Below are 18,158 nucleotides of genomic sequence, written 5' to 3' on the forward strand. Positions count from 1 at the left end.
CTGAACATCGTGGGCTTCCTCGGAGCCCTCGCCTTCGTCAAGCTCCACCGCCTGCTCGGGCGGCGCCGGGGCTAGTCCCGGCGCCGCTCTACAGCCGTGACCGCTTCACCGCCATGTGCAGCAGCAGCCGGTCCTCGCCGTCGTTCAGGTCGAGACCGGTGATCTGCTCGATCCGGGAGAGGCGGTAGTAGAGCGTCTGGCGGTGGATGCCCAGCTCGGCCGCTGTCCGGCTCGCCTGGCCCGCGCAGTCCAGGAACACCTCAGCCGTGTGCGCCAGCTCCTTGTGCAGCGGGGTCAGCAGCGAGGCGACCGCCGGGTCGGCCGGGTCCGTGCCGGTGCCGGGGAGGGCGGTGAGCAGGCGGTACGGGCCGATCGACGACCAGCGGGCGACCGGGCCGAAGCGGGTCTCGGCGCGGGCCGCGCGGGCCGCCGCCGTGGCCTCGCGCCAGGAGGCCGGCAGCGCGTCCAGGCCCCGCCGGGGCGCCGCGATCCCTCCCGTGGCTCCCGGGCCCGCCCCCGTACGCAGGCGCTCCGCGGCGCCCGTCGCCGGGTCCAGCCGGTCCGCCGACCGCAGCCGGATGAGCGCCGCCAGCGACACGGACCCGGATCCGCCACCACCGCCGCCTCCCGCTCCGGTGATCGTCGCCAGCGCCGCCGCCGACGCCACCCCCCGTACCGACGGCGTGTCCTCCGCTTCCCACGGCGTCACGCACACCACCGTGTGCAGCCCCTCCGCGTCCTGGCCCAGCGCCTCCCGCAGCGCCGCCACCGCCGTGTCGTGCTGCCGTCCGGGCCCGGCCGTCAGCACCGCGCCGAACTCCCGCGAGAGGTCCGCGCCCGCCCGCGCCTCGTCGGAGAGCAGCGCTCCGATGCGGGCCGTGACCTCCATCGCGGCGGTCAGCTGCTCCTCGGTCGGGCCGGGGTCGGTGTCGAGGAGCCAGACGTAGCCGAGGACGACGCCCCGATGGCGTACCGGAAGACAGAGGCGGTCCCGGAAGACCCCGGCCTCCGGTGCGGCCGGGATGCGGACCGGGCCGGTCGCCCGGGTGATGCCGAACCCCTCGAACCAGGCGCGGACGGCCGGGGTGGAGCGGCGGGTGAGGATCGAGCGGGTGCGGACCGGGTCCATCGCGGTGTCGTCGTCGCTGTCGTGGGCCCCGAAGGCGACCAGGCCGAAATCGCGGTTCTCCAGGGTGGCGGGGGCGCCGAGGAGGGCGGAGATCTCGTCGACCAGTTCCTGGTAATCGCCTGTCACACCGCCATTCTCGCACCCCTCCGCGTCTTTCTTCATACAGATGTCTGAGATGGCGGCCACGGATGCGTGACAGGTGTCGATGGCACAGGATCGGCGGGGTACCTAGATTTCACGGTGGTTATCCGTGCCGTACCGGTCTGTTCATGTCCGTTCGCATACGTTCATGTACATGTCGTTACGGTCCTTCGTCCGTATATTCGTGGAGGTCCCCGTGCTGGGTCCCGTGATTCTCGCCGCGTCCCGCAGCGACAAGATGCGCCGGTTCATCTCGGCCGCGCCCGGCACCAAGCAGGTCGTCGACCGCTTCATCGCCGGCGAGACCGTCGACCAGGTCGTGCCGATCGTCGAGGACGCGGCGGACAAGGGCCTGGAGGTCACGCTCGACGTCGTCGGCGAGGACATCACCACCCCCGCGCAGGCCGAGGCCGCCCGGGACGCCTATCTGGAGCTCGTCGAGCGGCTGAAGGCCCTGGACCTGGGCCCGCGCGCCGAGATGTCCGTCAAGCTGTCGATGTTCGGCCAGGTGCTGGAGAACGGCCACGAGCTGGCCCTCGCCAACGTCCGCCCGGTCGTCGAGGCGGCCGCCGCCATCGGCACCACGGTCACCCTGGACGCCGAGGACCACACCACGCTCGACTCGATGTTCGCCATCCACGAGGAGCTGCGGAAGGACTTCCCGCAGACCGGCTGCGTCATCCAGTCCTACCTCTTCCGCACCGAGGACGACGCCCGCCGCCTGGCCGCCGCCGGCAGCCGCGTCCGCATCGTGAAGGGCGCCTATAAGGAGCCCGCCTCCGTCGCGTACCAGGACAAGGCCGAGATCGACAAGGCGTACGTCCGCATCACCCGGATCCTCATGGAGGGCGAGGGCTACCCGATGATCGGGTCGCACGACCCCCGTCTCATCGCCATCGCGCAGGAGCTCGGCCGGCAGACCGGGCGCAAACTGGATGAGTACGAGTTCCAGATGCTGTACGGGATCCGCAGCGACGAGCACATCCGGCTCGCGGCCGAGGGCCACCGGATGCGCGTCTACACGGCGTACGGCACCGACTGGTACGGATATTTCATGCGCCGCCTCGCGGAGAAGCCGGCCAACCTGCTGTTTTTCGGCCGCTCGATCCTCACCAAGGGCTGAGCCGGCCACCGGGCCGACCCACATCCCCGCCGACACCAAGGAGACAAGGCACTCATGGACGCCGTCACCCAGGTCCCCGCGCCGGTCAACGAGCCGGTTCACTCCTACGCCCCGGGCTCCCCGGAGCGCGCCCGTCTGGAGGTGAAGCTCAAGGAGCTCGCCGACAACCCGATCGACCTGCCGATGACCATCGGCGGCGAGAAGCGGATGGGCGGCGGCGAGCGGGTGAACGTCGTACAGCCGCACAACCACCAGGCCGTCATCGGCACCTTCGCGGGCGCCACCGAGCAGGACGCCCGGGACGCCGTCGACGCGGCCCTGGCCGCCGCTCCGGCCTGGCGTGCGATGTCCTTCGACGACCGCGCCGCGATCATCCTGCGCGCCGCCGAGCTGCTGTCGGGCCCCTGGCGCGAGACGCTGGCCGCCTCCACCATGCTCGGCCAGTCCAAGACCGCCCAGCAGGCCGAGATCGACACCCCCTGCGAGCTCGTCGACTTCTGGCGCTTCAACGTGCACTACGCGCGCCAGATCCTCGCCGAGCAGCCCCCGGCCAACTCGCCGGGTGTGTGGAACCGCATGGACCACCGCCCGCTGGAGGGCTTCGTCTACGCGATCACGCCGTTCAACTTCACGGCCATCGCGGGCAACCTCCCCACCGCGCCCGCGCTCATGGGCAACGTCGTGGTGTGGAAGCCGTCGCCGACCCAGACCCACGCCGCCGTGCTGCTGATGCAGCTCCTGGAGGAGGCCGGGCTGCCCAAGGGCGTCATCAACCTGGTCACCGGCGACGGCAAGGCCGTCTCCGAGGTGGCGCTGAACCACCGCGACCTGGCCGGCATCCACTTCACCGGCTCGACCCCCACCTTCCAGCACCTGTGGAAGACGGTCGGCAACAACATCGCCACCTACCGCACCTACCCGCGGCTCGTCGGTGAGACCGGCGGCAAGGACTTCGTCGTCGCGCACCCCAGCGCCGACCGCGCCGTGCTGAAGACCGCGCTGACCCGCGGCTCCTTCGAGTACCAGGGCCAGAAGTGCTCCGCGTCCTCCCGTGCGTACGTCCCCGCCTCCATCTGGAACTCCGGCTTCAAGGAGGAGTTCGCGGCCGAGGTCGACTCGATCGCGATGGGTGACGTCACCGACCTGAGCAACTTCATCGGGGCCGTCATCGACGAGCGCTCGTTCGCCAAGAACAAGGCCGCGATCGACCGCGCCAAGTCCGACCCGGCGTGCGAGATCGTCGCCGGCGGTACGTACGACGACTCGGTCGGCTACTTCGTCCGCCCGACCGTCATCGTCTGCTCGGACCCCGAGAACGAGGTCTTCACCACCGAGTACTTCGGCCCGATCCTCGCGATCCACGTCTACGAGGACGCGGAGTACGACGCCATGCTGGACCAGATGGAGTCGGTCTCCGACTACGCGCTCACCGGCTCGGTCATCGCGGGCGACCGCGCGGCCGCCGCGCACACGATGGAGAAGCTCCGCTACGCGGCGGGCAACTTCTACATCAACGACAAGTCGACCGGCGCCGTCGTCGGCCAGCAGCCCTTCGGCGGCGGCCGCGCCTCCGGCACCAACGACAAGGCGGGCGCGCCGCAGAACCTCCAGCGCTGGACCCTGACCCGGGCCATCAAGGAGACCCTGGTCGCGCCGACCGAGTACACCTACCCCCACCAGGGCTGACGCCCCTCCCCGGGACGCCGCAGCACGGCGCCCCGGGCTTCAGGGCCCTCGTGAGGCCCACCCCTGAGCACCGCCCCCCGACCGGTCCCCCAACCGGCCGGGGGGCGGTTTCCATGTCCGGGGCTCCAGCACCCGCCCACGCCGCTCCGGCGGCACGCGGTCTTGTGGTGAAGGTAATGAACATGTCAAATTCCTTCTCGGTACGTCCCCACACGTCACCCGAGAAGGAGCTCCCCCATGAGACGCAACTCCCGCGCCCGCCTGAGCCTTTCCCTCCTGCTCGTCGCCGGTGCCCTCGGCCTCGGCGCGACTCCCGCCACCGCCGCCGACGTCCACACCGCCGCCGCTGCCCCCTCGGCGATCCCCTCCGCCTCCGCGTACGCACTCGACGCCTCCGTCGAACGCACGCTCGGCGCCGGCACCGCCGGAACCTACCTCGACCGCAAGACCGGTGCCCTCGTCGTCACCGTCACTACGGACCGGGCCGAGGAGCAGGCCCGCGCCGCCGGAGCCACCGTACGCCGGGTGGCCCGCAGCGCCGCCCAGCTCGACGCCGCCATGAAGACCCTGGAGGCCGAGGCGAAGATCACCGGCACCTCCTGGGGCGTCGACCCGCGCACCAACCAGGTTGCCGTGGAGGCCGACTCCTCCGTCTCCGCACGGGACATGGCCCGCCTCGAAGCCGTCGCGAAGCGGCTCGGCGGCGCCGTGAGCATCAGCCGCGTCCCCGGCGTCTTCGACCGCGAGGTGCTGGGCGGCGGAGCCATCTACGGCGGCGGCAGCCGCTGCTCGGCCGCGTTCAACGTCACCAAGGGCGGCGCCCGTTACTTCGTGACCGCCGGACACTGCACCAACATCTCCGCCAACTGGTCGGCCACCTCCGGCGGTTCGGTCATCGGCGTCCGGGAAGGCACCAGCTTCCCGACCAACGACTACGGCATCGTCCGCTACACCAACGGCGCCTCGCCCGCCGGAACCGTCGACCTCTACAACGGCTCCACCCAGGACATCACCTCCGCCGCCAACGCCGTCGTCGGCCAGGCGATCCGCAAGAGCGGCTCCACCACCAAGGTGACCTCCGGCACGGTCACCGCCGTCAACGTCACCGTCAACTACGGTGACGGGCCCGTCTACGGCATGGTCCGCACCACCGCCTGCTCCGCCGGAGGCGACAGCGGCGGCGCCCACTTCGCCGGCACCGTCGCCCTCGGCATCCACTCCGGCAGCTCCGGCTGCTCCGGCACGAGCGGCTCGGCCATCCACCAGCCGGTGGTGGAGGCGCTCCAGGCGTACGGCGTCTCGGTGTACTAGAGCCGGTCGCCTGGCGAGAACCCTGGGGGTACGGAGCCGCCGCGACCGGTTCCGTACCCCGCATCGGCCCTGCGTGCCTGGTGGGAGCGGGTGCCTGGGAAACTGGGATCATGACCGAGCTCCCCGCGGTGCGCGCCGCCCACACCTATGAGCTGACCGCGGCCGTACGGGACGAGATCCGCACCCTGCTGGACACTGCCTTCGACGGCGACTTCGGCGACGACGACTGGGAGCACGCGCTCGGCGGCGTCCACGCGCTGGTCCGCGACACCGGCGGACTCCTCGTGGCCCACGGCTCGATCGTCCAGCGCCGGGTGCTCCACGACGGCCGCTCGCTGCGCGCCGGCTACGTCGAAGCCGTCGCCGTCCGTCCCGGCCGCCGCCGCCAGGGGCTCGGCCACCGGGTGATGGGTGCGCTGGAGCGGGTCGTCGACGGGGCGTACGAGTTCGGCGCGCTGTCCGCCTCCGACGCGGGCGCGGCGCTCTACGCGGCGCGCGGCTGGCAGGTGTGGCCCGGCGGCCTGGCCGCTCTCGGCCCGGACGGGAGGGTGGCGCTGCCGGAGGAGGAGGGCTCCACCTACGTACGCCCGGCCGCCGGCCACGCGCTGCCCGCGGTCGCGCACCCGCTCGTCTTCGACTGGCGCGACGGCGACCTGCTGTAGGCGGAGCGGGCCAACTCGCCTCCGTGCCAGGAAGTCCTTCAGCTCCGCTGCCAGGTCGTCGTGGTGTCCCGTGGTCTCGGTAGGGCGATCATGCCCGGTCTGTCCCTGTACGGAGCACCCGACGGAATCGAGATCACCGCTCTCGGACCCGACCGCCCGACCCGCTCGATCGGCTACTCACCACCCCTGAGCAGGCACGATCCCTCGTCGTACGGGCGCTGATCCGGGAGCTGCGGGCCGCGCGCGGGGAGCGGCCGTCTCAGATAGTAGGAAGTCCGACTAACTGTAGAGACAGAGCGGCCTGACTGTCCTAGCTTTGTAGGAGCCGAACGAATCGCTCGATCGAGCGACTGTGGCGGTTGCGGGCGCACGCCCCGAAGCAGGTCACCCCCTGCGGCGTACGCTCCCCGCTCCTTCCGGCACCTCGAAATCCGATCCCGGCCCGGCCTCGGCGCCGCACCACGCTGTGCGGCCCGCCCCCGGCATCCATGCGATCTCAAGGAGTCGATCCATCATGGCCAACACCACCACCCGCCGCGTCCGCCACTCCTCCCGCCAGGCCGAGGCCGAGCGCAAGAACGCCGCCGCCGCGCTGCAGCGCGCCCTCGACCGCCGCGACAACGGCGGCTCGACCGGCCACTGAGCCGCGCGCCGGCAGACCGCTCACCCCCACCCGGAGCGCCCGAACACCCCGAACGCGTATACGTCGCGTCCGTATGGTGGACGTCGGATGTCATGGGGTGGGACGCACCGTTAGGCTTCCCGTATGTCTCGCAGCATCGATCTCGCAGTGATCCCCGGTGACGGAATCGGCCAGGAAGTCGTGGCCCAGGGCCTCAAAGTCCTCAACGCTGTCCTCCCGCAGGATGTGAAGCTGGAGACCAAGGAGTACGACCTTGGCGCCCAGCGCTGGCACCGCACCGGCGACACCCTCCCGGACGCGGAGCTGGAGGCGCTCAGGAACCACGACGCCATCCTCCTCGGCGCGATCGGTGACCCGTCCGTGCCGTCGGGCGTCCTGGAGCGCGGGCTGCTGCTGAAGCTGCGTTTCGCCTTCGATCACTTCATCAACCTGCGCCCCTCCAAGCTCTTCCCGAACACCGCGACCCCGCTCGCCGGCCGCCCCGACATCGACTTCGTCGTCGTCCGCGAAGGCACCGAGGGCCCGTACACGGGCAACGGCGGCTCGCTGCGCACCGGCACCCCCGCCGAGGTCGCCACCGAGGTCAGCGTCAACACGGCGTACGGCGTCGAGCGCGTGGTCCGGGACGCCTTCGAGCGAGCAGCCGCGCGGCCGCGCAAGAAGCTGACGCTGGTCCACAAGAACAACGTCCTCGTCTACGCCGGCCACCTGTGGAAGAACACCTTCGACCAGGTCGCCGCCGAGTACCCGCAGGTCTCCACCGACTACCTGCACGTCGACGCCGCGACGATCTTCTTCGTCACCCAGCCGGAGCGCTTCGACGTCATCGTCACCGACAACCTCTTCGGCGACATCCTCACCGACCTGGCCGCCGCCGTCACCGGCGGAATCGGCCTGGCCGCCTCCGGCAACATCAACCCGACGGGCGCGTTCCCGTCGATGTTCGAGCCGGTCCACGGCTCCGCCCCCGACATCGCGGGGCAGGGCAAGGCCGACCCGACCGCCACGGTCCTCTCCGTCGCCCTCCTGCTGCGCCACCTCGGCTACGAGGCCGAGGCCGCGCGCATCGAGGACGCCGTCTCCGCCGATCTGGCGGAGCGCGACGGCGCTGCCACGCGTACGACCGACGAGATCGGTGACGCGCTCGCGGTACGCGTAGCGAGCTGACCCGACGACTCCACTTCGAAGCCGCCGGGTCGCATCAGCGCCCGGCGGCTTCACCTGTGCGGCCCCCGGGTGCCACCATCGAGCCCTGGACCGCATTCCCACCATTTCGTGCCTGGCCCCCCGCGAGCGATAATCGAACGCGGGGCCGTGGCTCGTGGTGAAGCTCGGACGTCCTAGGACCTGACCGGAGAGCGTCGGGAGGAGGACGGGCGTGGGCGCGGTCCATCACACACAAGACCGGTGAAGGACACGCACTCATGACGACGCCCACGATCGAGCTCAAGCCCTCCTCGAACCCGCTGTCCGACGCGGAGCGCGAGGCGATCCTGGCCAGCCCCGGATTCGGCCGGCACTTCACCGATCACATGGTGACGATCCGCTGGACCGAGGGCCGCGGCTGGCACGACGCCGAGCTGGTCCCGTACGGCCCGCTGTCGCTGGACCCGGCCAACATGACCCTGCACTACGCGCAGGAGATCTTCGAGGGCCTCAAGGCCTACCGCCAGCCCGACGGCTCGGTCGCCTCGTTCCGGCCCGACGCCAACGCCCGCCGCTTCCAGCGCTCGGCCGCGCGCCTGGCCATGCCGGAGCTGCCGGTCGAGACGTTCATCGAAGCGTGCGACGCGCTGGTCCAGCAGGACAAGGCGTGGGTCCCGGCGCACGGCGGCGAGGAGTCGCTGTACCTGCGCCCGTTCATGATCGCCACGGAGGTCGGCCTCGGTGTGAAGCCGGCCAACGAGTACCTCTTCCTGGTCATCGCGTCCCCGGCCGGCGCCTACTTCCCGGGCGGCGTGAAGCCCGTCTCCATCTGGCTCTCGGAGAACCGCGTCCGCGCCGTCCCCGGCGGCGTCGGCGACGCCAAGACCGGCGGCAACTACGCCGCCTCCCTCCTCGCCCAGGCCGAGGCCGCCGCACACGGCTGCGCCCAGGTCGCCTACCTCGACGCCGTCGAGCACAAGTGGGTCGAGGAGCTCGGCGGGATGAACCTCTACTTCGTGTACGAGCAGGAGGACGGCTCCAAGAAGATCATCACGCCCTCCCTCACCGGCTCCCTCCTCGCCGGCGTCACCCGCGACTCCCTCCTCAAGGTCGCCACCGACCTCGGTTACGGCTCCGAGGAGGGCCGCGTCTCCATCGACCAGTGGCGCGACGACACCGCGAAGGGCACCCTCACCGAGGTCTTCGCCTGCGGCACCGCCGCCGTCATCACCCCGGTCGGCATCGTGAAGACCGCGAGCGGCGAGTGGAACCAGGGCGACGGCACCCCCGGCGAGGTCACCATGAAGCTGCGCGACCGCCTCCTCGACATCCAGCGCGGCATCGCCGAGGACACCCACGGCTGGATGCACCCGCTCGGCTAGGGCTTCCCTCCACTCGGGATCAGGCCGCACCGGCTCCTCGCCGGCGCGGCTTTTTCCGTACCCGACAGGTAGAGCGCTGCTCGAAGCAGAGCCTCCAGGACCTTTCGTACGCCATACTCACCTGGTTAGAGTGGCACTCTAAAGACCCCGCCCCAGGAGCCCCCATGCCCGCCACCCCCACCCCCTCCTTCCGTATGCCCGCCGAGTGGGCCCCGCACGAGCGCACCTGGATGGCCTGGCCCGGGCCCAACCCCACCTTCGCCTCCGACGCCGAGCTGGACGAGGCCCGCCGCGCCTGGGCCGCCGTCGCCCGGGCCGTACGCCGGTTCGAGCCGGTCACGGTGGTCGTCGGGCCGGGACAGGAGGAAGGGGCCGCCGCGCTCCTCGGGCCGGAGGTGGAGCTGGTCGTCCGGCCGCTCGACGACGCCTGGATGCGGGACATCGGGCCCACCTTCGTCACCGACGGCCGAGCGCTCGCCGCCGTCGACTGGACGTTCAACGGCTGGGGCGCGCAGGGCTGGGCCCGCTGGGAGAGCGACCAGCACATCGCCCGCGCCGTCGCCGAGCTGACCGGCACCCCGGCCCACAGCTCCCCGCTCGTCAACGAGGGCGGCGCGATCCACGTCGACGGCGAAGGAACGGTCCTCCTCACCGAGACCGTCCAGCTCGGCGAGGAGCGCAACCCCAGTTGGACCCGCGAGCAGGTGGAGGCGGAGATCCACGCCCGCCTCGGCACCGAGAAGGCGATCTGGCTGCCGCGCGGGCTGACCGGCGACTACGGGACGTACGGCACGCTCGGCCATGTCGACATCGTCGCCGCGTTCGTCCGCCCGGGTACCGTCGTCGCCCACGTCCAGCCGGACCCGGCCCACCCCGACCACGAGGTGACCCGGGAGCTGCTGGCCGTCCTGCGCGCCGCCACCGACGCCAAGGGCCGCCCGCTGGAGGTCATCGAGGTCCCCGCGCCCACCGTGCTCCGCGACGAGGACGGCGAGTGGGTCGACTACTCCTACATCAACCACTACCTCTGCAACGACGGCGTGGTCCTCTGCGCCTTCGACGACCCGCGTGACGAGGAGGCCGCGGCGATCTTCCGGGGCCTGTTCCCGGACCGTACGGTGACCCTCGTCGACGCCCGTACGATCTTTGCCGGCGGTGGAGGCATCCACTGCATCACCCAGCAGCAGCCGAAGATCTGACCCCAGCAGCCGAAGATCTGAACACCCTCCGAAGGCCCGAGCCACGCCATGACCCCTGCCCCCCGCCGCACCCACCACGCCGCCCCGTCCCGTGAGGCCGTCCTCGCCGCCGCCATGGCCACCATCGCCGCGCGCGGGCTCGACGGGCTGACCATGGCGGGGCTCGGGCGCGAGGTGGGGATGAGCAGCGGGCACCTGCTCTACTACTTCCGCACCAAGGACGAGCTGCTGCTGCGGACCCTGGAGTGGAGCGAGAACCGCCTCGGGGCCGAGCGCCGCGCCCTGCTCGCCGAGCCCGGGACCGCCCGGGAGCGGCTGGACGCGTACATCGGCCTCTACCTGCCCGCCGGCCACCGCGACCCGCACTGGACGCTCTGGCTGGAGGTCTGGGGCCGCTCGCAGAACGCGGACGACGACGCGCGGGCCCGGCAGGCCGCCATCGAAGGGGCCTGGCACCGGGACCTGGTGGCGCTGGTCGCCGAAGGGGTCTCGCGCGGGGAGTTCCGGGCGGTGGACGCGGACCGGTTCGCGACCCGGCTGCGGGCGCTGCTGGACGGGTTCAGCGTCCATGTGACGGTGGGCATCCCGGGGACGGGCCGCGAACAGGTGCTCGTCCAGGCGGCGGAGTTCCTGGACGAGGCGCTGGAAAGAGCCGGTGACTGAGCGATGCGACCAGCGTCACGACCGCATCCTGAGACACCACCGTCACGGACGCGTCACTGTGCGAGACTTCTGCCGTGTCCTCGTTCGTCATGATTATTGGCAGCAGGCGCGCCGGTCCGCAGTGACCGTCCCGTACCACCCCGTACGGCGCGGCCACCGTGCCCCAGACCCGCGCGCAGACCTCTCGCACCCGCGAGGGGTTTTTTGTTTTCCGGTCCGCACCCGGGCCGGGACGGCGCGCGCGGGATGATGGGGGCAAGTGGAACCAGATCGTCCGGTCCACTCATCCGACAGGAGCCAGATCAGCATGACCACCAAGGCCAACGCCACCGACGACAGTTTCCATGTCTTCGACACCACACTGCGCGACGGTGCTCAGCGTGAGGGCATCAACCTGACGGTCGCCGACAAGCTGACCATCGCCCGTCATCTGGACACCTTCGGCGTGGGGTACATCGAGGGCGGCTGGCCCGGGGCCAACCCGCGCGACACGGAGTTCTTCGCCCGCGCCCAGCAGGAGATCACGTTCGAGAACGCGCAGCTCGTGGCGTTCGGCGCGACCCGCAGGGCCGGTGGCAGCGCGGCCGACGACCCGCAGGTGCAGGCGCTGTTGAACTCCGGCGCCCCGGTGATCACGCTGGTCGCCAAGTCCCACGACCGCCATGTCGAGCTGGCCCTGCGCACCACCCTGGACGAGAACCTGGAGATGGTCCGCGACACCGTCTCCCACCTGCGCGAACAGGGCCGCAGGGTCTTCGTGGACTGCGAGCACTTCTTCGACGGCTACCGGGCCAACGCCGCGTACGCCAAGTCCGTGGTCCGGACCGCGTACGAGGCGGGCGCCGAGGTCGTCATCCTCTGCGACACCAACGGCGGCATGCTCCCCGCCCAGGTCCAGGCCGTCGTCTCCACCGTCATCGCCGACACCGGCGCCCGGCTCGGCATCCACGCCCAGGACGACACCGGCTGCGCCGTCGCCAACACGCTCGCCGCCGTGGACGCCGGTGCCACCCACGTCCAGTGCACGGCCAACGGCTACGGCGAGCGGGTCGGCAACGCCAACCTCTTCCCGGTCGTCGCCGCGCTGGAGCTGAAGTACGGCATGAAGGTGCTGCCCGAAGGCGCGCTGGCCGAGATGACCCGGATCTCGCACGCCATCGCCGAGGTCGTCAACCTGACGCCGTCCACGCACCAGCCGTACGTCGGTGTCTCGGCCTTCGCGCACAAGGCCGGGCTGCACGCCTCCGCGATCAAGGTCGACCCGGACCTCTACCAGCACATCGACCCGGAGCTGGTCGGCAACACCATGCGGATGCTGGTCTCCGACATGGCCGGCCGCGCCTCCATCGAGCTGAAGGGCAAGGAGCTCGGCGTCGACCTCGGTGACGACCGCGCGCTGGTCGGCCGGGTCGTGGAACGGGTCAAGGAGCGCGAACTCCAGGGCTACACCTACGAGGCCGCCGACGCCTCCTTCGAACTCCTGCTCCGCGGCGAGGTGGAGGGCAGGGCCCGGCGCTACTTCCGTACGGAGTCCTGGCGGGCGATCGTCGAGGACCGCCCCGACGGCGTCCACGCCAACGAGGCCACCGTGAAGCTCTGGGCCAAGGGCGAGCGCCTCGTCGCGACCGCTGAGGGCAACGGCCCGGTCAACGCCCTGGACCGGGCCCTGCGCGTCGCGCTGGAGCGGATCTACCCGCAGCTCGCCAAGCTGGAGCTGGTCGACTACAAGGTCCGCATCCTGGAAGGCCGCACCGGCACCGAGTCCACCACCCGGGTCCTGATCACCACGGGCGACGGCGACGCCGACTGGGCGACCGTGGGGGTCGCCGAGAACGTCATCGCCGCGTCCTGGCAGGCGCTGGAGGACGCGTACACCTACGGCCTGCTCCGCGCGGGCGTGGAGCCCACCGAGTAGCGCCGCCCGGTCCCGCCTCCGAGGCCGCGAGAGCCGCCGTCCCGAACCTCCGGACGGCGGCTCCTGTGCGTTCAAGAGGTGAACGCACAACGCCGCCTGCCTGTTCAGTACATGGGTCCGGACCAATCTCGGTGTGAAGTATTGACGGCCCTGTGTCGGCGGGGTTAACTCCTGCCGCAACGCCGGTACCGGTTCCGGAACCGGTACCGGACGCGTCCGACGGTATGCCGCCCCGCCCCTGCCCCACCACCGCCTTACCCCGCCCTGCCCTGCTCCGCCCTCGTCCTGCCCCTGCCTGGTCCAACGGAGGCTCAGATGCGCGTCACCATCGCCGATGTCGCCCGTGAGGCCGGCGTCAGCAAGACGACCGTGTCGCGGGTCATCAACACCAAGGGCGAGGTCGACGGTTCCACCGCCGCCCGCGTTCGTGAAGTGATCGCACAGCTCGGCTATGTGCCCAGCTCCGGAGCCGTGGGCCTGGCCCGCGGTTCCAGCCGTACGGTCGGGATGCTCGTGCCCTCGCTGACCTGGCCGTGGATGGGCGAACTGCTCCAAGGGGTCGTCGACACCGTCGAGGCCGCCGACTACGGGCTGCTGCTGTTCACCTGCAACCGGGGCGCCGAGTCCGTCCAGCGCTTCACCAGCCAGGTGTCGGCGCGCGCCTTCGACGGGCTCGTCGTCGTGGAGCCGGAGAACACGCTCGGCCACCTCACCGAACTGCACCGCGACGGCCTGCCGATCGTCCTCATCGACGACCGCGGCCACCACCCCGAATTCCCCTCCGTCGTGACCACCAACTACGAGGGAGGAGCGTCGGCGGCCCGCCACCTGCTTGCCGCCGGACGCTCCCGGCCCGTCGTCCTCACCGGACCCCAGCACTTCGGCTGCGTACGGGAGAGGCTCGGCGGATTCCGCTCGGTCCTGCCCGAATGCCTCGTCGTCGAAGGCGACTTCACCGAGGTCGGCGGCCGGCTCGCCATCGAGCGGCTCCTCGCCGAAGGCGCCACGTTCGACTCCGTCTTCGCGCACAACGACATCAGCGCGGCCGGTGTGCTGCGCGCCCTGCGGGTCGCCGGGCGCCGGGTCCCCGACGATGTCGCGGTCGTCGGCTTCGACGACATCCCGATGGCCGAACATACCGAACCGCCCCTCACCACCGTGCGCCAGCCCACCCGCCGCATGGGCGAGGCGGCCGCCCGGATGCTGCTCTCCCACCTCGGCGGCACGCCCGTACCGGACGGCCCGGCCGTGCTGCCCACCGAACTGGTCGTGCGCCACTCGGCGCCGTGACGGACCCGGCCGCCCGGCCGCGCCCCGCCCCACCCCTTCCACCCTCCGCCGGATCGCCCCGACCCGGCAGCCCTTCCCTGGAGTCGCCATGTCGTCACGCCGTCGCACCACGCTCAGAGCGGTCGCCGCAGCCACCGTCGTGATCGCTCTCGCCGCCGGTTGCTCCAACGCCAACTCGGGCGCCAACAAGAACGGTGGCGGCTCCGCCACCGGCGTACTGACCCTCGGGAAGCCGGACGGGCCGCAGACCAACAACAGCAACCCGTTCCTCAACACCTCGGCGGGCGCCACGCTCGGCTACCGGTACATGATCTACGAGCCGCTGGCCATGACGAACATGATCAAGCCCACCGACAAGGCGGACCCGTGGCTCGCCACCGACTGGGAGTGGGAGGGCAACTTCACCAAGGTCACCTTCACCCTGGACGAGCGGGCGAAGTGGGCCGACGGCAAGCCCCTGACGGCGGCCGACGTGGAGTTCACCTTCAACCTGCTGAAGAAGCACTCGGCGCTCAACTGGAACGGCATCCCCTTCGACGGGGTCGCGGTCGAGGACGGCAAGGTCGTCCTGACCTTCAAGGAGTCCCAGTTCGTCAACCAGAACAAGATCATCCAGACCTTCATCGTGCCCAAGCACATCTGGGAGAAGGTCGAGAACCCGGAGACCTGGCCCAACCGCACGCCCGTCGGCTCCGGCCCGTACAAGCTCAAGACGTTCACCCCGCAGACCACCACCCTGACCGCGACGCCGACCTACTGGAACGGCAAGACCAAGGTCAAGGAGCTGCGCTACACCGCGTACAACGACAACAGCGCCGCCACCACCGCGCTGGCCACCGGCAAGGTCGAGTGGTCCTTCGTCTTCATGCCGAACCACAAGCAGCTCTTCATCGACAAGGACCCCAAGAACCACAAGCTCTGGTTCCCCTCCGGCCTCGGCATCCACGGCCTCTGGTTCAACACCGCCCGCAAGCCCTTCGACAACCCGGCGCTCCGCAAGGCGATGGCGATGGTCGTCGACCGCAAGGCCATCCACGTCCAGGCCCAGGCCACGCTCTACCCGGAGATCACCAACCCGACCGGCATCCCGCTCCCGGCCGGTGAGCCCTTCCTCGCCCCCGAGTACCAGGGCGCCAACACCAAGCCCGATGTCGCCGGAGCCAAGAAGCTGCTCGACGAGGCCGGCTTCACGCTGAGCGGCGGCGTGCTCAAGGACCCGTCCGGCAAGCCGGTGACGCTCACCTTCACCGACCCGGCCGGCTGGAACGACTACATCACCGGCCTCGCGATCATCAAGGACAACATCAAGCAGCTCGGCATCGAGGCCAAGGTCAAGACCCAGACCGCCGAGGCCTGGGGTGTGGACGTGGCCAACGGCAACTTCGACGCCACGCTGCGCTGGACCAACAGCGGCGCCACGCCGTACGACATGTACCAGAACGTCATGGACGGCGCGCTCCTCCAGCCCATCGGCAAGAGCTCCCAGCAGGGCAACTTCGGCCGCTTCAAGAGCGACGAGGCCACCGGCGCCCTCAAGGAGTACGCCAACGCCAAGGACGAGAAGACCCGCACCACGGCGCTGAACACGATCCAGAAGATCTTCGTCGAGCAGGCGCCCATGATCCCGACCGCCGCCGCCCCCATCGGCGCCGAGTACTCCACCAAGAACTGGATCGGCTGGCCGACCGAGGCCAACCCCTACGCCCCGCCGCAGCACACCCAGCCCAGCGCGCTGGAGATCGTGCTGAACCTCACGCCCTCCAAGTAAGTACGGGGAAGAACCGGCCATGACCACCGATCAGTCCGAGACCGTGCGCACCGGCACCGACGTGGTGCTGGAAGCGCGCGGGGTCACCAAGCACTTTCCCCTGCGCCGCACCGCGCGCGACCTGTTCGCCCGCGAGCGCCGCAGCGTCCACGCGGTCGACGACGTCTCGCTCCAGCTCCGGCGCGGCACCGTCACGGCCCTGGTGGGGGAGTCCGGCTCGGGCAAGTCCACCGTCGCCCGCCTGCTCGCCCAGCTCCATCCGCTCACCTCGGGCGAGATACGGCTGGGCGGCGAGCCGACCGTCGCCGGTCGCGGCCGGTCCTTCCGCCGTTACGTACGCCGGGTCCAGCTGATCTTCCAGGACCCGTTCGCCTCGCTGAACCCGGTGCACACCGTGCGCTACCACCTCACCCGCGCCCTGAAGATCCACGGCCGGGCCGGGAACGGGGCCAAGGAGCTGGAGCAGGCGCTGACCGACCTGCTGAACCGGGTCCAGCTCACCCCGCCGCACCAGTACCTGGACAAGTTCCCGCACGAGCTCTCCGGCGGCCAGCGCCAGCGCGTCGCCATCGCCCGCGCGCTCGGCGCCGACCCGCGGGTCCTCCTCGCCGACGAGCCGGTCTCCATGCTCGACGTGTCGATCCGGCTCGGCGTCCTCAACCTGCTGCGCGACCTCAAGGAGCGCCTCCACCTGGCGATCCTCTACATCACCCACGACATCGCCTCCGCCCGCTACTTCGCGGACACCACCCTCGTCATGTACGCGGGGAGGATCGTGGAGGGCGGCGACAGCGAGACCGTCACCCAGCGCCCCGCCCACCCCTACACCCAGCTCCTCATCGCCTCCGCGCCCGACCCGGACCGGATCGTCGCCGAGGAGGAACAGGAGGAGACCGGCACCGGCGAACCACCCTCCCTCATCGCCCCGCCCGCCGGCTGCCGCTTCCACCCCCGCTGCCCCAAGGCCATGGAGCGCTGCCGCACCGACCTCCCTCCGCGCTTCGACCTGGCGGACGGACAGTGGGCGGCGTGCTGGCTGTACGAGGGCGTCGGCGCACGGTCGTACGAGAACGAGGGCACGGGCACGCGTGCCTCCGCGGCCGGCAAGGAGGCCTCCCGGTGAAGTACCTCCTCCAACGGCTGGCGTTCTACGCCGTCACCGCCTGGGCCGCCATCACCATCAACTTCCTCATTCCGCGCCTGATGCCCGGCGACCCCGTCCAGGCGCTGCTCAGCCGCTACCAGGGCCAGCTGGACACCAAGGCCATCGACTCGCTCAAGGCCCTCTTCGGCCTCGACGAGCAGCAGTCGCTCTGGCAGCAGTACACCGACTACTGGGCCCACCTCCTCGACGGCGACCTCGGCCTCTCCTTCACCTTCTTCCCGACCCCGGTCAGCGAGGTGATCGTCCAGTCGCTGCCGTGGACGCTCGCGCTGGTCGGCGTCACGACGGTCCTCAGCTTCCTCCTCGGCACCGGCATCGGCGTCTACAGCGGCTGGAAGCGCGGTTCCTGGCTGGACGGGCTGCTCCCCGTCACCACCTTCATCTCCTCCATCCCGTACTTCTGGCTCGGCCTCATCGCCATCGCCCTGTTCGCGGAGAAGTGGTCCCTCTTCCCGAACTCCGGCGGCTACGACAGCGCCCTCGTCCCGGCCTTCGACTGGCCGTTCATCTCCAGCGCGCTCTACCACGCGTTCCTGCCCGGCGTGACGATCGTGCTCAGCGCGGTGGCCGGCTGGATCCTCGGCATGCGGAACATGATGGTCACCGTCTCCTCCGAGGACTACGTGATGGTGGCGCAGGCCAAGGGCCTCTCCGAGCGGCGCGTGATGTTCGGCTACGCGGCCCGCAACGCCGTCCTCCCCAACATCTCCGGCTTCGCCCTCTCGCTCGGCTTCATCGTCGGCGGCACGCTGCTGGTCGAGATGGTCTTCACCTATCCGGGCATCGGCTTCCAGCTGCTCCAGGCGGTCGGCGCCAAGGACTACCCGCTGATGCAGGGCGTCTTCCTGATCATCACGCTCTCCGTCCTGGCCGCGAACCTGCTCGCCGACCTCGTCTACGCCGCCCTCGACCCCCGCACCCGGAAGGAGGCGTAG

15 protein-coding genes and 1 pseudogene are annotated in these 18,158 nt (G+C 70.8%); 15 read left to right on the plus strand and 1 reads right to left on the minus strand.

Annotation, left to right across the window (positions count from 1 at the left end; all coding sequences use genetic code 11):
• Positions 1-88 precede the first annotated feature (88 nt).
• The gene (locus ACQP09_RS26660) at positions 89-1,255 is read right to left on the minus strand and encodes a PucR family transcriptional regulator (protein WP_433403988.1); all 1,167 of its coding nucleotides are present in this window, start codon (positions 1,253-1,255) and stop codon (positions 89-91) included.
• A 211-nt stretch (positions 1,256-1,466) separates the two neighbouring features.
• Between ACQP09_RS26660 and ACQP09_RS26665 the strand changes: the two genes are divergently transcribed.
• The 15 genes and pseudogenes from ACQP09_RS26665 (at position 1,467) to ACQP09_RS26735 (ending at position 18,158) form a co-directional block, all read left to right on the plus strand.
• Positions 1,467-2,393 (plus strand): proline dehydrogenase family protein, encoded by a 927-nt coding sequence (locus tag ACQP09_RS26665; protein WP_433406771.1) that lies wholly within the window; start codon positions 1,467-1,469, stop codon positions 2,391-2,393.
• A 54-nt stretch (positions 2,394-2,447) separates the two neighbouring features.
• Positions 2,448-4,079 carry an L-glutamate gamma-semialdehyde dehydrogenase gene (gene pruA, locus ACQP09_RS26670; protein ID WP_433403991.1) on the plus strand — a complete coding sequence of 544 codons (1,632 nt, stop codon included), beginning with the start codon at positions 2,448-2,450 and terminating at the stop codon, positions 4,077-4,079.
• 237 nt (positions 4,080-4,316) lie between these two features.
• Positions 4,317-5,390: a S1 family peptidase gene (locus ACQP09_RS26675; protein ID WP_433403992.1), complete on the plus strand. Its 1,074-nt coding sequence runs from the start codon at positions 4,317-4,319 to the stop codon at positions 5,388-5,390.
• Between the two features lie 110 nt (positions 5,391-5,500).
• Entirely contained in the window at positions 5,501-6,052 is a 552-nt protein-coding gene (locus tag ACQP09_RS26680) for a GNAT family N-acetyltransferase (RefSeq protein WP_433403994.1), read from the plus strand.
• Positions 6,053-6,112: 60 nt separating this feature from the next.
• Positions 6,113-6,357 (plus strand): annotated as a pseudogene (locus ACQP09_RS26685) (LysR family transcriptional regulator); the annotation flags it as partial.
• A 209-nt stretch (positions 6,358-6,566) separates the two neighbouring features.
• Positions 6,567-6,695, plus strand: a complete 129-nt coding sequence (locus tag ACQP09_RS26690; RefSeq protein WP_015611586.1) for a hypothetical protein — start codon at positions 6,567-6,569, stop codon at positions 6,693-6,695.
• 123 nt (positions 6,696-6,818) lie between these two features.
• Complete coding sequence (locus ACQP09_RS26695) at positions 6,819-7,862, plus strand: 3-isopropylmalate dehydrogenase (protein ID WP_432150429.1); 1,044 nt, start codon at positions 6,819-6,821, stop codon at positions 7,860-7,862.
• Positions 7,863-8,119: 257 nt separating this feature from the next.
• Complete coding sequence (locus tag ACQP09_RS26700) at positions 8,120-9,223, plus strand: branched-chain amino acid aminotransferase (RefSeq protein ID WP_433403998.1); 1,104 nt, start codon at positions 8,120-8,122, stop codon at positions 9,221-9,223.
• A 164-nt stretch (positions 9,224-9,387) separates the two neighbouring features.
• Positions 9,388-10,422, plus strand: a complete 1,035-nt coding sequence (locus ACQP09_RS26705) for an agmatine deiminase family protein (protein ID WP_433404001.1) — start codon at positions 9,388-9,390, stop codon at positions 10,420-10,422.
• 48 nt (positions 10,423-10,470) lie between these two features.
• Positions 10,471-11,085 carry a TetR/AcrR family transcriptional regulator gene (locus ACQP09_RS26710; protein ID WP_433404003.1) on the plus strand — a complete coding sequence of 205 codons (615 nt, stop codon included), beginning with the start codon at positions 10,471-10,473 and terminating at the stop codon, positions 11,083-11,085.
• 307 nt (positions 11,086-11,392) lie between these two features.
• Complete coding sequence (gene cimA, locus ACQP09_RS26715) at positions 11,393-13,000, plus strand: citramalate synthase (protein ID WP_433404005.1); 1,608 nt, start codon at positions 11,393-11,395, stop codon at positions 12,998-13,000.
• A gap of 315 nt (positions 13,001-13,315) precedes the next feature.
• Positions 13,316-14,290, plus strand: coding sequence for a LacI family DNA-binding transcriptional regulator (locus ACQP09_RS26720; RefSeq protein WP_433404007.1), 975 nt, complete (start codon positions 13,316-13,318; stop codon positions 14,288-14,290).
• Positions 14,291-14,378: 88 nt separating this feature from the next.
• The gene (locus ACQP09_RS26725; protein WP_433404009.1) at positions 14,379-16,058 is read left to right on the plus strand and encodes an ABC transporter substrate-binding protein; all 1,680 of its coding nucleotides are present in this window, start codon (positions 14,379-14,381) and stop codon (positions 16,056-16,058) included.
• A gap of 19 nt (positions 16,059-16,077) precedes the next feature.
• Entirely contained in the window at positions 16,078-17,181 is a 1,104-nt protein-coding gene (locus ACQP09_RS26730; RefSeq protein ID WP_433404011.1) for an ABC transporter ATP-binding protein, read from the plus strand.
• Positions 17,178-18,158, plus strand: a complete 981-nt coding sequence (locus ACQP09_RS26735; RefSeq protein ID WP_398723713.1) for an ABC transporter permease — start codon at positions 17,178-17,180, stop codon at positions 18,156-18,158. Before ACQP09_RS26730 ends, ACQP09_RS26735 begins: the two co-directional genes overlap by 4 nt.

Source organism: Streptomyces sp. CA-146814, assembly GCF_050942385.1.
Taxonomy (GTDB): Bacteria; Actinomycetota; Actinomycetes; order Streptomycetales; family Streptomycetaceae; genus Streptomyces.